Origin of the sequence: Actinophytocola sp. (assembly GCF_036378875.1) — a bacterium.
Classification (GTDB): domain Bacteria; phylum Actinomycetota; class Actinomycetes; order Mycobacteriales; family Pseudonocardiaceae; genus Actinophytocola.
The window spans coordinates 1-14,117 of record NZ_DASUVO010000105.1; the positions used below are offsets into that span (position 1 = coordinate 1).

Sequence of the window (14,117 nt, forward strand, 5' to 3'; positions counted from 1 at the left end):
AGTGGTTGTGTTGTTTCATAGTGTTTCGGCGGCGATAGCGGTGGGGAAACGCCCGGTCCCATTCCGAACCCGGAAGCTAAGCCTGCCAGCGCCGATGGTACTGCACTCGACAGGGTGTGGGAGAGTAGGACACCGCCGGACGTAACTTCGCAAGAGGCCCTCCGTACCCCGGAGGGCCTCTTGGCATGCCCAAGATGTTCAATAGAGGTCAGCGTCCACCCCCAGCACAGGAGGAACAGTGTCGGACCGCAACCGCGATGAGTCAGAGAGCGGTGGCGCGCGCAACCGAGACCGCGACTCCAACCGCAGCGACCAGGGTGGCGCCCGCCGCGACCGTGGCGGTTACCGCCCCACCCGAGACCGAGACACCCGAGGTAACCGAGACAACCGCGGCTACCCGAAGCAGGACCGCGGCCGTCCGGACTACCGGGGCCGTGACGACCGCCCGAACTCCGGTTCCCGCGATGGCCGCGACTTCCGCTCAGACCGATCTGCGCCGTCCCGCGACGACGGCTACCGCCAGGACCGCGGAAACTACGGTCGCCCCCGCAGCAACAACGACCGCGACCAGCGGGGAGACCGCGAAGGCTACCGAGGTAACACCGACCGAGGCGGCTACCGCGGCGGCAACAAGGACCGCGACAGGACCGGCCGGCCGGCCGGGGACCGCGACTACCGCCGTCAGGACCGCCCGGAGCGGGATGATCGAGGCGGCTACCGCCCGAACAGGGATCGACCCCGCGACCAGGACCGCGACTCCCGCCCCTACCGTCCGGCCTCGCGCGACAACCGCCGGGACTTCTCCGGCAACCGCCAGTCGGACCGCGACGACCGCACTCGCGAGGATCGCGGCTACCGGGAAAACCGCAACTACCGCGACAACAACCGCGACGACCGCACCGCCGGCGGCCGCACCGGCTACCGCCCCAACCGTTCTCGTGACGACCGCGACGGCTCCGGAAGCGGTGGAACGGGTTACCGCCCCAACCGCTTCCGCGATGACCGCGATGACCGCGACCGCTCTGGCGGTGGCAGCTCGGGTTACCGGCCCAACCGCTCCCGCGATGACCGCGATCGCTCCACCGGCAGTGGCACGGGCTACCGTCCGAACCGTTCCCGCGACGATCGAGATGACCGTTCCGGCGGTGGCACCGGTTACCGCCCGAACCGCTTCCGTGACGACCGCGATGACCGCGACCGCTCCGGCGGCAGCAGCTCGGGCTATCGCCCCAACCGCTCCCGCGACGACCGTGACGACCGCGACCGCTCTGGCGGTGGCAGCTCGGGTTACCGGCCCAACCGCTCCCGCGACGATCGAGATGACCGTGACCGCTCCGGCGGTAGCACGGGTTACCGCCCGAACCGCTCCCGCGATGACCGCGACGACCGTGACCGTTCCGGCGGCGGTGGCACGGGTTACCGGCCCAACCGCTTCCGGGACGACCAAGGCACCTCCCGTGACGACCGCTCCAGCGGTTTCCGCCCGAACAGGCGCGAGGACCGTGACGACCGTTCCGGTGGCGGCTACCGCTCCCGACAGGACAACCGCTCAGGCGGCGGCTACCACTCGGACCGGGAAGGCGCACCCCGTGGCCGCCAACCGAGGGATGACCGCTCGAACGGCTACCGCGGCGGCAAGGAACGGCAGGACCGCACCCGGAACGACCGCTTCGACAAAGACCGAGGCAGCCGCGGCAGCAGCGACTCGCGCGGCAGCAGCCGTTCGGACGGCTACGCCGAGACTCCGCGTGCGGAAGAGCCCATCCAGGAGCCGACGAGCGGTTTCGCTCGCCGCAACCACTACCGCGCCACCACGGGCGGCGATGGTCGCTCGAACGGCTACCGCAAGCGCGACGACGTGGACGACCTCCCCGCCTACGAGGAGGTAACGGCACACGGTGTCGACTCGGACGCGGTCACGGCGGCGCCAGACCGCGACGACACCGACCAGCAGTTCAGCGACGCGTCAGACGACGCGGCGAGCATCCAGGCCACGTCCGGCATCGATGATGACGAGGTGCCCACGGCACCGGCCGACGACGAGGCCACCCCGCTCGCCTCGAGCACTGACGCAGCCGAAACCTCCGAAGCAGACCGCGACGACGCTCCTGAACAGCCCATTGAGGCGGCGGCAGACGACGCAGCGAGCCACGGAGTCAGCTCGACAACGGACGAGGAGCCCACACCTCCTGCCGACGTGGAGGCAGCGAGCGACCCATCGGACTCGCCCGACGACGCCGCCCACAACGCAACGAGTGCGGCCGACGAGGAGCCCCCTCCAGCGGCAGACGTCGCTGCGGATGAGTCCGCCGAGTCGACGGTCGGCCAGGATGTGTCCGAGGACGCCGCCCACGATGCAGCGAGTGTGGTCGACGAGGAGCCCGCCCCAGCGGCAGACGTCGCTGCGGATGAGTCCGCCGAGCCGACGGCCGGCCAGGATGTGCCCGAGGACGCCGCGGAAGCCGCGCCACCGCAGGAGTACCGCCGCGACCAGGAACCCGAGCTTCCCGACGACATCGCCTTCGCCGACCTCGATCCCGACGCGCGACGTGAGTTGCGGAGTCTCTCCAAGTCGGTGGCCGAGCTGGTCGGGCGTCACCTGGTCGCCGCCGGTGTGCTGATCGACGAGGACCCCGAGCTCGCACTCGCACACGCGCGGTTCGCCCGTAGCCGTGCCTCCCGGGTCGCGGTGGTTCGGGAAGCGGCCGGTATCGCCGCCTACCACGCCGGGGAGTGGGCCGAGGCGCTCGGCGAGTTCCGTGCCGTCCGGCGCATGACCGGTGCGCAGACCCATCTTCCCGTCATGGTCGACTGCGAGCGCGCCCTCGGCCGGCCCGAGCGGGCACTCGAGCTGGCCGCCGAGGCCAAGGACCTCCCGACGGACGTCGCTGTCGAGCTGCGGATCGTCGCGGCCGGGGCTCGTCGGGACCTCGGGCAGCTCGACGCGGCGGTCGTCGCGCTTCAGGGGCCCGACCTCGACGCCGAACGGCGGGAGCCGTGGAGCGCACGTCTCTTCTACGCCTACGCCGACAACCTCGAGGCCGCCGGGCGCACCGAGGACGCCATCCGCTGGTTCCTCAACGCCGCTGACGCCGACCTCGACGAGGAGACCGACGCCGCCGAGCGCGCCACCGCCCTGAGCGCGTCGTGACCGGCGTGCACCATCGAGCACGGGAGCGGCCGTGAACCTTCTCGACCACTACGACGCGCTCCTTTTCGACCTCGACGGCACCATCTACCGCGGTGCCGAGGTCATTCCCGGCGCCACGCACGCGGTGGACGCCGCGCGGGAACGCGGCACGAAGGTCCGTTTCGTCACCAACAACGCCTCCCGTGGACCCGCCGAAGTCGCAAGTCATCTGACCGAGATCGGTGTGCGGGCGACGGCTGAAGAGGTCAGCACCAGCGCGCAGGCCGCGGCCACGGTGCTCGCGGAGAAGCTGCAACCCAAGACGACCGTATTGGTCGTGGGCTCTGACGCGCTGGTGCACGAGGTCGAGCTGAAGGACCTCACCACCACCCGCACCTACAGCGACGGGGTCCAGGCCGTCGTCCAGGGGCTCAGCAAGGACACCAGCTGGCGGGACCTCGCCGAGGCGTGTGTCGCGATCCGGGCCGGCGCGCTCTGGGTCGCCTGCAACATCGACCCCACGCTGCCCACCGAGCGTGGCCCGCTACCGGGCAACGGCTCGTTCGTCGCCGCGCTCAGGACGGCCACCGGCAGTGAACCTGTCATCGCGGGGAAACCGGCGACACCGCTGATGGACGAGGCGCAACGATCCGCGAACGCCAGGAACCCGCTGGTCGTCGGCGACCGGCTGGACACCGACATCGCGGGCGCGGTCGCGGCCGGGCTCGACTCGCTGTTGGTGCTGTCGGGTGTCTCGACCGCGCAGGAACTCCTCGACGCGCCCGAGAGCATGCGACCCACCTACATCGCCCGCGACGTCGGCGCCGTCACCGACGAGGAGGTGCGTCTCGACCCCGGCGGCGACTGGCCCGGCTCGGTGCGGGACGCACTTACCCGCCTGGGCCTCGAGCATGAAGTAGCGTGACAGCGTGCAGTTGGACACCGACCAGACCGCCGAGGTCGACACCAGCGACATCGACGAGGCGATCGCGGGCACCGAGAATCTCGACGCCGTACCGCTGACCGAGCATGTCAGCCGGTTCGACGCCGTGCACGTGGCGCTGAACGAGGCGCTCACCAGCATCGACACGGACTGAGCCGGTGCCGAGGAGGACCCGGCTCGACGCCGAGCTGGTGCGACGTGGTCTCGCCCGCTCCCGTGAGCACGCGTCACAGCTCATCGCGGACGGCCGTGTGACCGTTCGCGGCACGGTCGCCAGCAAGCCCGCCACCGGCGTCGAGACCGACGCGGCCGTCGTCGTCCGCGACCTCGACGACGACCCGGACTGGGCGTCCCGTGGTGCGCACAAGCTGATCGGCGCGCTGGAGGCGTTCCCGATCGAGGTCGACGGTCGCCGCTGTCTCGACGCGGGCGCGTCCACCGGTGGCTTCACCGACGTGCTGCTGCGGCGCGGTGCCAAGCAGGTCGTCGCCGCCGATGTCGGCCGGGGACTGCTGGTGTGGCGGCTGCGGACTGACGACCGCGTCACAGTCCTCGACAAGACCAACGTTCGCGCGCTCACACCGGAACAGACCGGGGGAGCCGTCGACCTGGTCGTCGCCGATCTGTCGTTCATCTCGCTGCGGCTCGTGTTGCCCGCGCTCCTGGCCTGCGCCGGCGAGGACGCCGACCTGGTGCCGATGGTGAAGCCGCAGTTCGAGGTGGGCAAGGAACGGCTCGGCGCGGGCGGAGTGGTCCGGGACCCCGCGTTGCGGGCCGACGCGGTGCGGTCCGTGCTGGCCGCGGCCGGCGAACTGGGGCTGCGGCCGCACGGCGTCGTCGCCAGTCCACTCCCCGGACCGTCGGGAAATGTCGAATACTTCATATGGCTACGTCGTGGGAACCCTCTCGACGACGCAGCCGTAATAGATCTCGTGAATACAGCCGTTCGAGAGGGGCCGCAATGACCGCACGTGAGGTGCTCCTCGTCGTGCACACCGGCCGCAACGACACCCGCCAGGCCGCCGCGAAGATCGCCGGTTGGTTCGCCGACGGGGGGATCAAGCTTCGTGTGCTGGAGCGAGAGGCCCCCGACCTGGACCACTCGACCTACCAACGGGTCGTGCCGGCCAACGCGCAGGCGGCCGAGGGTGCCGAGTTGGTGTTCGTGCTCGGCGGCGACGGCACCCTGCTGCGTGCGGCGGAGCTGGCCTGGCCGGCCGAGGTGCCGATGCTGGCGGTGAACATGGGCCGCGTCGGCTTCCTCACCGAGGCCAACCCCGACGCGCTCGAGGAAGCCGTGGCGCAGGTCGTCGAGCAACGCTACGAGGTGGTCAACCGGATGACCGTCGACGTGCGGGCGACGCTGGGGGACCGGCAGATCGCGCGGACATGGGCGCTCAACGAGGCCAGCGTGGAGAAGAGCAGCCGCGAGCGGATCCTGGACGTGCGGATCGAGGTCGACAACCGGCCGGTGTCCTCGTTCGGCTGCGACGGCGTGCTGTGCGCGACACCGACCGGCTCGACCGCGTACGCGTTCTCCGCCGGCGGGCCGGTGGTCTGGCCGGACGTCCAGGCGCTGCTGGTGGTGCCGAGCAACGCGCACGCCATGTTCGCCCGGCCGCTCGTCGTGTCGCCGAAGTCGCAGATCGCGGTGGAGGTCGACCCGTCCGGACATCCCGCCGTGCTGTGCTGCGACGGTCGCCGTACGTTCGTGTTGCCACCGGGCGCACGGGTCGAGGTGGGCGGCGGGAAGATCCCGGCGCGGCTGGTGAAGCTGCGGAAGGGGCCGTTCACCGACCGGCTGGTGGAGAAGTTCGAGCTGCCCGTGCAGGGTTGGCGCAGCCCACGGACCTGAATCGAACACACTAGCGGTGGTGCGAGCTTTTGTCGGTGGGAACCGATAAAGTGCGCGCTGTGTTGGCCGAGATGCGCATCGAGGGCCTTGGCGTGATCGACGAGGCCACCCTCGAACTGGACCCGGGTCTCACCGTGGTCACCGGTGAGACGGGTGCGGGCAAGACCATGGTCGTCACCGGGCTGCACCTGCTGTCCGGTGGCCGCGCCGAGGTGTCCAAGATCCGCAGTGGTGCGGGGAAGGCGTCGGTGGAGGGCCGCTTTTCGGCGCCGCCGGGCAGTGCCGCGGCCAAGGTCGCGAGCGACGCGGGCGCCGAGCCGGACGAGGACGGCACGCTGATCGCGTTACGCAGCCTCAACGCGGACGGCCGGTCCAGAGCGCACCTCGGTGGCCGGTCCGTGCCGGTCGGCGTGCTGTCGGAGCTGTCCGAGCAGCTCATCGCCGTGCATGGGCAGAACGACCAGCTGAAGCTGATGCGGCCGGCCGAGCAGCGGTCCGTGCTGGACCGGTTCGCCGGTGAGGAGCTGGGCAACGCGCTCGCCGAGTACCGCAGGGTGCGTGAGGAGTGGGTTAGGGCCAGCACGGAGCTGACCGAGCGGACCGCGCGGTCCCGCGAGATGGCGCGGGAGGCCGACCTGCTCAAGCACGGCCTCGCCGAGATCGAGGCCGTCGCCCCGCAACCCGGCGAGGACGACGAACTGCAGGCGACAGCCAGGCGGCTCGCCGACGCGGACCAGCTGCGTGAGGCCGCGACCGGCGCCTCCTACGCGGTGACGGGCTCGCCGGAAGGTGACCCGGACGTGCCCGGCGCGTTGGGGTTGATCGCCGACGCAAGGCACCGGTTGTCCGCGTCGGAGGATCCCAAGCTGCGTGACCTCGAGCCCCGGCTGGTTGAGGCGGAAGCGCTGCTGGTCGACGTCGGCACGGAGCTGAGCGGCTACCTGGACTCGCTCGACGCGGACCCGGCCGCGCTGGAGCAGGTGCTGGCACGGCAGTCGGAGCTCAAGCAGCTCACCCGCAAGTACGCCGCCGACGTGGACGGCGTGCTGGCCTGGGCGAAGGACGCCGCTGAGCGCCTCGCCGGCCTGGACACCTCGGAGGAGGCACTGGCCGAGCTGGCCAGGCAGCGCGACGAGCTGGCCGTGTCGCTGGCGGAGTGCGCCAAGCAGGTGACGGTGCTGCGTGTGGAGGCCGCCGACAAGCTCGCCCAGGCGGTGACCGTCGAGCTCGGCGGCCTGGCCATGGGACAGGCCGCGATCGAGGTCATCGTGAGCACCCGATGGGCTGAACCGAACGAGGCCCACGCACTGCGCGTAGCCGGCGGCGAGGGCCGGGAAGCACTCGCCCACGCCGGCCCCGACGGCGTCGACGAGGTCGAGATCCGGCTGCGCGCCCACGACGGCGCGACGGCGCTGCCGGTCCACAAGGCGGCGTCGGGCGGTGAGCTGTCGCGGGTGATGCTGGCGATCGAGGTGGTGCTGGCGCACTCGGACCCCGTGCCGACGCTCGTGTTCGACGAGGTGGACGCCGGCGTCGGCGGCCGCGCCGCGGTGGAGATCGGCCGCAGGCTGGCCCGGTTGGCATCCAGCCACCAGGTGATCGTGGTGACACACCTGGCCCAGGTGGCCGCGTTCGCCGATCGTCACCTGGTGGTGGACAAGCAGGCCGCCGGCGGGGTCACGCGAAGCGACGTCCGTCGCGTGGACGAGCAGGATCGCGTGCGCGAGCTGGCGCGGATGTTGGCTGGCATGGACTCCACGGAGACTGGGCGTGCGCACGCCGAGGAGTTGCTCGCTGTCGCGGAGGCGGACAAGAAGGCGACTCGTGGGAAGGGGCGGAAGCGGCGGTAGCTGTGCTGGGTTGTTGGGGCTTGGCCGGGGCCGGGGCCGGGGGGAGTGGGGGCCTGGCTTGGCAATGGGCCTGGCTTGGCCAGGGCGTTTTGTGGCCGTCGGTGCTATCGGCGCGGCTTCCTGACTGGGTTCTGAGGGCAGGCCCTCGGCGGACACCGACTTCGCAGGTCAGGCCTGCCCTGGGATCCCGGAAGGGCACCCTCGGGGTGTTCACCGTCCCCGGGGGCATCCTTGAGACATCGGCCATGATGCGTTCGCCGCTTCAGCTCGTGGTGAGTAGGCCCAGGCCCAGCGTCACCACCCCGATTCCCAGGGACAGGGCGCCCAGCCACACCAGCCAGATCAGTTTGTTCGGGCGGACGATCTCGCCTCGGCCCATCGAGGAGAAGAAGAAACCAGCCGAGATCAGGGCCGCTGCTGCCGGGGTGCCGATCCTCGCCAGCCAGCCCAATGCGCCGTCCAGTGCTGCCGCGTCTGCCAGCACCAGCGTGACCAGGCTCAATGTCACCAGCACACCCGCGTGTGCGTGGCCGGCGCGGGCGAATGCTTTCTGGAACGGGGTCATCGCCACCTTGCCTCGCACGATCTGGGTCATGAACCAGCCGCCGAACTCGATGCCCACGATCGTCAGCAGCACGGCGCCCGCGATGTAGCGGGACGCCGGGCTCAGTAACAGGGTCTGCACCTGTCGCTCCTTTGGTAACAACGTTACGAAACGCTGTTACGATACACTTGTCGGCGTGGGAAGGCCAAAGCTGTATGACGACGCGTTGCGGGCGCGGTTGCTCGACGGCGCCGCCGCGCTCGTGTTCGACCATGGGGTCGATGCGTTGAACCTGCGTCGGCTCGCTTCCGGAGCCGATACGTCGACGAGTGCGGTTTACTCCCTGTTCGGCAGCAAGGCGGGGTTGCTCGAAAGTCTCTACCGCGAGGCCGTGCGGCGGTTCGGGGAGCGCCTCGCGCGGGTGCCCGTCACTGATGATCCGGTGCGTGACATCGTTCGGCTCGGGATCGCGTATCGCGAATACGCTCGGGACGAGCCGCATCTCTACGGGATTCTCTTCTCCGGGCTCGACGAGCCGAACTCGGACGCCGGGGCCGAGGCGGCGCGCACCATCGAGCCGCTCGTGGACGCTGTGCGGCGCGGGCAGGCGGCCGGGGTGCTCGCGACCGTGCCCGCCGAGCAGATAGCCCTCGCCTGCTGGGGGGTCGCGCACGGGCTCGTGTCCATCGAGTTCGCCGGGAGCGTGCCGCCGGGGCTCGACATCGCCGCCGGGTACGAGGGTGCCCTGGTCGCCATGGTCAAGGGGTGGACCGTCGACCGTCCATCGTGAACTGTCGCAAGTGGTCACTTGCGGGTGATTTCCTGGCGTGGCGGTGAGAACCACCACTGTCCATTTGACACTATCGGCACATGAAGCTCACCGGTCTTCGTGCTCGATTCCGTCAGGTCAGACCTGGGCTCATCGGCATCGCACGGGTCGACCGGCGCACGAGCGACCTGCTCCGCCGGATCTCCAGCGGTGACATCGTGATCCTCGAGCAGGTCGATCTCGACCGGGCCACCGCGGATGCCCTCGTCAGGGCCGATGTCGCCGGGGTCGTCAACGCGGCGCCCTCGATCTCCGGGAGGTTTCCGAACCTCGGGCCGGAAATCGTCGTCGACGCCGGCATCGCGCTCATCGACGGAGTCGGTCCCGACATCATCAATGCCGTCAAGGAAGGCAGCAGGGTTCGGCTGCACGACGGGGGCGTCTTCGTCGGTGACCGGGAGGTCGGGCGCGGCACCCGGCAGACCATCGAGTCCATCGCCGACCTCATGATCGGGGCGAAGGCCGGTCTTTCCGCCCAGCTGGAGGCGTTCTCCGCCAACACGATCGAGTTCCTGCGCCGGGAGCGGACGCTCATCCTCGACGGTGTCGGCGTGCCCGAGTTGAGCGTCCCGATCCACCGCAGGCAGGTGCTCGTCGTCGCGCCTGGTCGCGGGCACATCGAGGACCTCAAACGGCTCAAGCGCTACATCGCCGAGCACCGGCCGGTATTGATCGGTGTCGACGCCGGGGCCGACACGCTGCGTCAGTTCGGGTATCGCCCGGACGTGATCGTGGGTGACCCGGACGCGTTGTCGACGGAGACGCTCCGCTGTGGCGCCGAGGTGGTCGTGCCCGCGCACACGGACGGGCACGCCCCCGGGCTGGCGCGCGTCCAGGACCTCGGCATCGGCGCGGTCACCCTGCCATCGACGGGCAACTCGGAGGACCTCGCCCTGCTTCTCGCCGACACCCACGGCGCCGACCTCGTCGTCACCGTCGGTTTCCAGGCCACCCTGCACGAGTTCCTCGACCGGGGCCGGTCCGGCTCCAACCCTTCGACCTTCCTCACCCGCCTCAAGCTCGGCAGCAAGGTGGTCGACGCCCATGCTGTCGCCACCCTGCACCGCGCCCGTGTCTCCATCGGCGCGGTCGTCGTGCTCGTGCTCGCCGCGCTCATCGCGGTGGCCGTCGGGCTCGCGGTCTCCGGCGTCGGCCGCGCGTACGGCGAGTGGATCGGCGACACCTGGCAATCCGTCATGAACTGGATCGGGGGAGTCTTCTCATGATCACGCTGCGCTACCACGTCATCTCGATCGCCGCCGTGTTCCTCGCGCTCGCCGTCGGCGTCGTGCTCGGCTCGACGACCCTGTCGCGGTCGCTCCTGTCCGGCCTCAACGACGAGAACGAGGACCTGGCCAGCCAGGTCGCCGACCTGGAGAACGACAAGAACGCCCAGGCCGCGCGGCTCGCCGCCGCCGACAGTTTCGCCACCTCGCTCGGTCCGGTCGCCGTGCACGGACAGTTGGCGCAACGCACCGTGGTGCTCATCACGACCGCTGACGCGAACCCCGCGGACCGCGACGCGATCAAGACCCTCGTCGCCAACGCCGGCGCCACGGTGACCGGCGAGCTGCAGCTGACCGAGGCGTTCAGCGATCCGCGCCGGGCCGACCGGCTCAGGGACATCGTCGTGCGGCTGCTGCCGGCCGGTGTCAAGCTGCCGACCGCGTCCGACCCCGGCACGCTCGCGGGTGGCCTCGTTGGCCCGCTCGTCCTGATCAGCAAGGAGAACAACAAGCCACAGGCCTCATCGGAGGAGATCGCCGCCGCGCTGGCGGGGCTCACCGAGGGTGGTTTCGTCAAGGCGAGCCAGGAGGTCCGGCCGGCGCAGCTCGCCATCGTGCTCACCGGCGGCGCCGCGACGGGTGACGCCGCCGGGGACCGGGCGGCGACCATCGCACGGTTCGCCGCGCAGGTCGATCGTGCCGGCGCCGGCACGGTTCTGTCTGGTGCCGCGGGCTCGGCGAGCGGCACCGGGCCGGTGGGTGTGGTGCGTGCGGACACCGCCGCGACCAGCATCCTGTCCACAGTAGACAACGTGCACACCTCGGCTGGTCGGATCGTCACTGTCCTCGCCTTGCACGAGCAGCTCGAGGGGGAGTCCGGCCGCTACGGCGACGCCGGCAACGCCGAACACCCGGCACCTGGCGCTACGCAAGAATGAGGCCACTGTCGGTAACCATGCGCCACGCCGGGTGCGACTGGTTCCCATCCGAGTAGCAGGTGATACGGTGAAACCCCGTGGAGAGTCAGGCGGGGAGCCCCGCTGCGAACGGTATCGCCAGTAACGGATATGGGCCCAAGGCTCGGCCACGGGGGGCGTCCCTGGTGCAACATTCACGTACCACCAAGTATGTGTTCGTGACCGGTGGTGTCGCCTCGTCGCTCGGCAAAGGTCTGACCGCGTCGAGTCTCGGTCAGCTGCTCACCGCCCGCGGGCTGTGGGTCACGATGCAGAAGCTCGACCCGTACCTCAACGTCGACCCCGGCACGATGAACCCGTTCCAGCACGGCGAGGTGTTCGTGACCGAGGACGGCGCCGAGACCGACCTGGACGTGGGGCACTACGAGCGCTTCCTCGACCGGGACCTGGTCGGCGCCGCGAACGTGACCACCGGTCAGGTGTACTCGAGCGTCATCGCCAAGGAACGGCGCGGCGAGTACCTGGGTGACACCGTGCAGGTCATCCCGCACATCACCGACGAGATCAAGGCCCGCATCCGCGGCATGGCCGAGCCGGGCGAGGACGGCAACGCGCCGGACGTGGTCATCACCGAGATCGGCGGCACCGTCGGCGACATCGAGTCGCTGCCGTTCCTCGAGGCCGCGCGGCAGGTCCGGCACGACGTGGGCCGGGACAACTGCTTCTTCCTGCACGTGTCGCTCGTGCCGTATCTCGCGCCGTCCGGTGAGCTGAAGACCAAGCCGACGCAGCACTCGGTCGCCGCGCTGCGCAACATCGGTATCCAGCCCGACGCGGTCGTGTGCCGGGCGGACCGCGAGGTCCCCAGCGGGCTCAAGCGCAAGATCGCGCTGATGTGCGACGTGGACATCGACGCCGTCGTCGCCGCGCCGGACGCGCCGTCGATCTACGACATCCCGAAGGTCCTGCACAGCGAGGGCCTCGACGCGTACGTCGTGCGCCGGCTGGGTCTGCCGTTCCGCGACGTGGACTGGACGGTGTGGGGCGACCTGCTGTCCCGTGTGCACAATCCAAAGGAGACGGTGCGGATCGCGATCGTCGGCAAGTACGTCGACCTGCCGGACGCGTACCTGTCGGTGACGGAAGCGTTGCGGGCCGGTGGGTTCGCGCATCGCGCGAAGGTCGACATCGTGTGGGTCGCGTCCGACACGTGTGAGACGGCCGCCGGCGCCGCGGCCATGCTGTCCGGCGTGGACGGTGTGCTCATCCCCGGCGGGTTCGGGGTGCGCGGCATCGAGGGCAAGATCGGCGCCATCCAGTACGCCCGCGTCAACAAGGTTCCCGTGCTGGGCCTGTGCCTCGGGCTGCAGTGCATGGTCATCGAGACCGCGCGGCACCTCGCGGGCATCGCGGAGGCGAACTCGTCGGAGTTCGACGAGACCACCAAGCACCCGGTGATCTCCACGATGGCCGACCAGGAGGACGTCGTCGCGGGGGAGCGGGACATGGGCGGCACGATGCGGCTCGGCGCGTACCCGGCGCGGCTCAAGGCGGGTTCGGTGGTGGCGAAGGCCTACGGCGAGAAGGACGTGTCGGAGCGGCACCGGCACCGCTACGAGGTCAACAACGCCTATCGGGACAAGCTGTCGAAGGCGGGCCTGGTGTTCTCTGGGCTGTCGCCGGACAGTCACCTCGTCGAGTACGTCGAGCTGTCGACCGACGTGCACCCGTTCTTCGTCGGCACGCAGGCACATCCGGAGCTGAAGAGCCGTCCGACGCGCCCGCACCCGCTGTTCGCCGGTTTCGTCGGCGCCGCACTGGCACGCAAGGCGGCCGAGCGGTTGCCGGTGGAGCTGCCAGAACCGTCGGGAGCGCTTTCGTGACCGAGCCCGGTCAGCACAACTTCACCGTTCTATCGACATCGGACGTCTACGTCGGACGGATCCTCGCGTTACGTTCCGACCAGGTCGCGATGCCAGGCGGCGCACCGGCCACCCGCGAGGTCGTCGAGCACCAGGGCGCGGTCGCGATCCTCGCCCTGGACGACGACGACCAGGTGACGCTGATCCACCAGTACCGCCACCCGCTGGGCCGGCGGATCTGGGAACTGCCCGCCGGCCTGATCGACCACCTCGGCGAGAACCCGTTGGAGACCGCGAAGCGCGAGCTGGTCGAGGAGGTCGGCCTGGCGGCCGAGCACTGGTCGGTGCTCGTGGACGTCGCCGCGTCCCCCGGCTTCACCGACGAGGTCGTGCGGGTCTACCTGGCCACCGGTCTGTCTACTGTGGACCGCGAGCTGCTTGGCGAGGAGGAGGCGGACCTGGTGGCCCGCAAGTTCCCCTTCGCCGAGGCCGTCCGCATGGCACTGGCCGGCGAAATCGTGAACGGCGCCGCGGTAGGCGGAATCCTGGCCGCACAAGCGATCCGCACGTCGGACACCACCCCTCGCCCGGCGAGCGCACCCTGGGAGGACCAACCAACCCGCTTCCCGTCCCGACAGAGCTGAGCGGCCCGGGGCTTCGTCTGGCCCCGGGTTCCGCCCCTTGAATTCGTGGCCCCGAAATGCTTCGGGCGTCGGAGCCCGGCTTTGACGGCGCGTTGGGCCTCCGGGTCGGAGTCCGGTTCCGGCCCAGACTCCGCGTTCAGACGGCCACAGCCCCGCCGCGTACGCTGGACACCGACGGCCTCCGGCCCCCGGTTTCCAGCGTACGGGCGACCCCCGACAGTCAAGCGGGTGAGAACGGCAACGGGGAACGGTTTCACCCACCGAACCCGAGCGAATGGTCCATTCGTGCGCCAGGGGGTCCCCCGATTTCCACACTA

12 protein-coding genes and 1 rRNA gene are annotated in these 14,117 nt (G+C 70.3%); 12 read left to right on the forward strand and 1 reads right to left on the reverse strand.

Going from position 1 to position 14,117, the window contains the following annotated elements; translation table 11 throughout:
• Positions 1 to 24: 24 nt before the first annotated feature.
• From rrf to recN, 7 genes are all read left to right on the forward strand, one after another.
• A 5S ribosomal RNA gene (gene rrf / locus VF106_RS32185) occupies positions 25 to 141 on the forward strand.
• 97 nt (positions 142 to 238) lie between these two features.
• Positions 239 to 3,151 carry a hypothetical protein gene (locus VF106_RS32190; RefSeq protein ID WP_330843663.1) on the forward strand — a complete coding sequence of 971 codons (2,913 nt, stop codon included), beginning with the start codon at positions 239 to 241 and terminating at the stop codon, positions 3,149 to 3,151.
• Positions 3,152 to 3,182: 31 nt separating this feature from the next.
• Entirely contained in the window at positions 3,183 to 4,055 is an 873-nt protein-coding gene (locus VF106_RS32195) for an HAD-IIA family hydrolase (protein ID WP_330843664.1), read from the forward strand.
• Positions 4,056 to 4,059: 4 nt separating this feature from the next.
• Positions 4,060 to 4,227 (forward strand): hypothetical protein, encoded by a 168-nt coding sequence (locus VF106_RS32200; RefSeq protein ID WP_330843665.1) that lies wholly within the window; start codon positions 4,060 to 4,062, stop codon positions 4,225 to 4,227.
• A gap of 4 nt (positions 4,228 to 4,231) precedes the next feature.
• A complete protein-coding gene (locus VF106_RS32205; RefSeq protein ID WP_330843666.1) occupies positions 4,232 to 5,038 on the forward strand; it encodes a TlyA family RNA methyltransferase in 807 nt (268 codons plus the stop codon).
• Positions 5,035 to 5,928: an NAD kinase gene (locus tag VF106_RS32210; RefSeq protein WP_330843667.1), complete on the forward strand. Its 894-nt coding sequence runs from the start codon at positions 5,035 to 5,037 to the stop codon at positions 5,926 to 5,928. The genes VF106_RS32205 and VF106_RS32210 overlap by 4 nt, the downstream gene beginning before the upstream one ends.
• A gap of 59 nt (positions 5,929 to 5,987) precedes the next feature.
• A complete protein-coding gene (gene recN / locus VF106_RS32215) occupies positions 5,988 to 7,778 on the forward strand; it encodes a DNA repair protein RecN (protein WP_330843668.1) in 1,791 nt (596 codons plus the stop codon).
• 262 nt (positions 7,779 to 8,040) lie between these two features.
• Here recN and VF106_RS32220 read toward each other — a convergent pair whose 3' ends face one another.
• Positions 8,041 to 8,463 carry a hypothetical protein gene (locus tag VF106_RS32220; protein WP_330843669.1) on the reverse strand — a complete coding sequence of 141 codons (423 nt, stop codon included), beginning with the start codon at positions 8,461 to 8,463 and terminating at the stop codon, positions 8,041 to 8,043.
• 55 nt (positions 8,464 to 8,518) lie between these two features.
• Between VF106_RS32220 and VF106_RS32225 the strand changes: the two genes are divergently transcribed.
• The 5 genes from VF106_RS32225 to VF106_RS32245 all read left to right on the forward strand — a co-directional run bounded on the left by VF106_RS32225 (position 8,519) and on the right by VF106_RS32245 (position 13,800).
• A complete protein-coding gene (locus VF106_RS32225; protein ID WP_330843670.1) occupies positions 8,519 to 9,112 on the forward strand; it encodes a TetR/AcrR family transcriptional regulator in 594 nt (197 codons plus the stop codon).
• Positions 9,113 to 9,192: 80 nt separating this feature from the next.
• The gene (steA, locus tag VF106_RS32230; protein ID WP_330843671.1) at positions 9,193 to 10,377 is read left to right on the forward strand and encodes a putative cytokinetic ring protein SteA; all 1,185 of its coding nucleotides are present in this window, start codon (positions 9,193 to 9,195) and stop codon (positions 10,375 to 10,377) included.
• Positions 10,374 to 11,315, forward strand: coding sequence for a copper transporter (locus VF106_RS32235; protein WP_330843672.1), 942 nt, complete (start codon positions 10,374 to 10,376; stop codon positions 11,313 to 11,315). The genes steA and VF106_RS32235 overlap by 4 nt, the downstream gene beginning before the upstream one ends.
• Positions 11,316 to 11,479: 164 nt before the next feature.
• Positions 11,480 to 13,177, forward strand: coding sequence for a CTP synthase (gene pyrG, locus VF106_RS32240; protein ID WP_330843673.1), 1,698 nt, complete (start codon positions 11,480 to 11,482; stop codon positions 13,175 to 13,177).
• The gene (locus tag VF106_RS32245) at positions 13,174 to 13,800 is read left to right on the forward strand and encodes an NUDIX domain-containing protein (RefSeq protein ID WP_330843674.1); all 627 of its coding nucleotides are present in this window, start codon (positions 13,174 to 13,176) and stop codon (positions 13,798 to 13,800) included. The genes pyrG and VF106_RS32245 overlap by 4 nt, the downstream gene beginning before the upstream one ends.
• Positions 13,801 to 14,117: the final 317 nt, after the last annotated feature.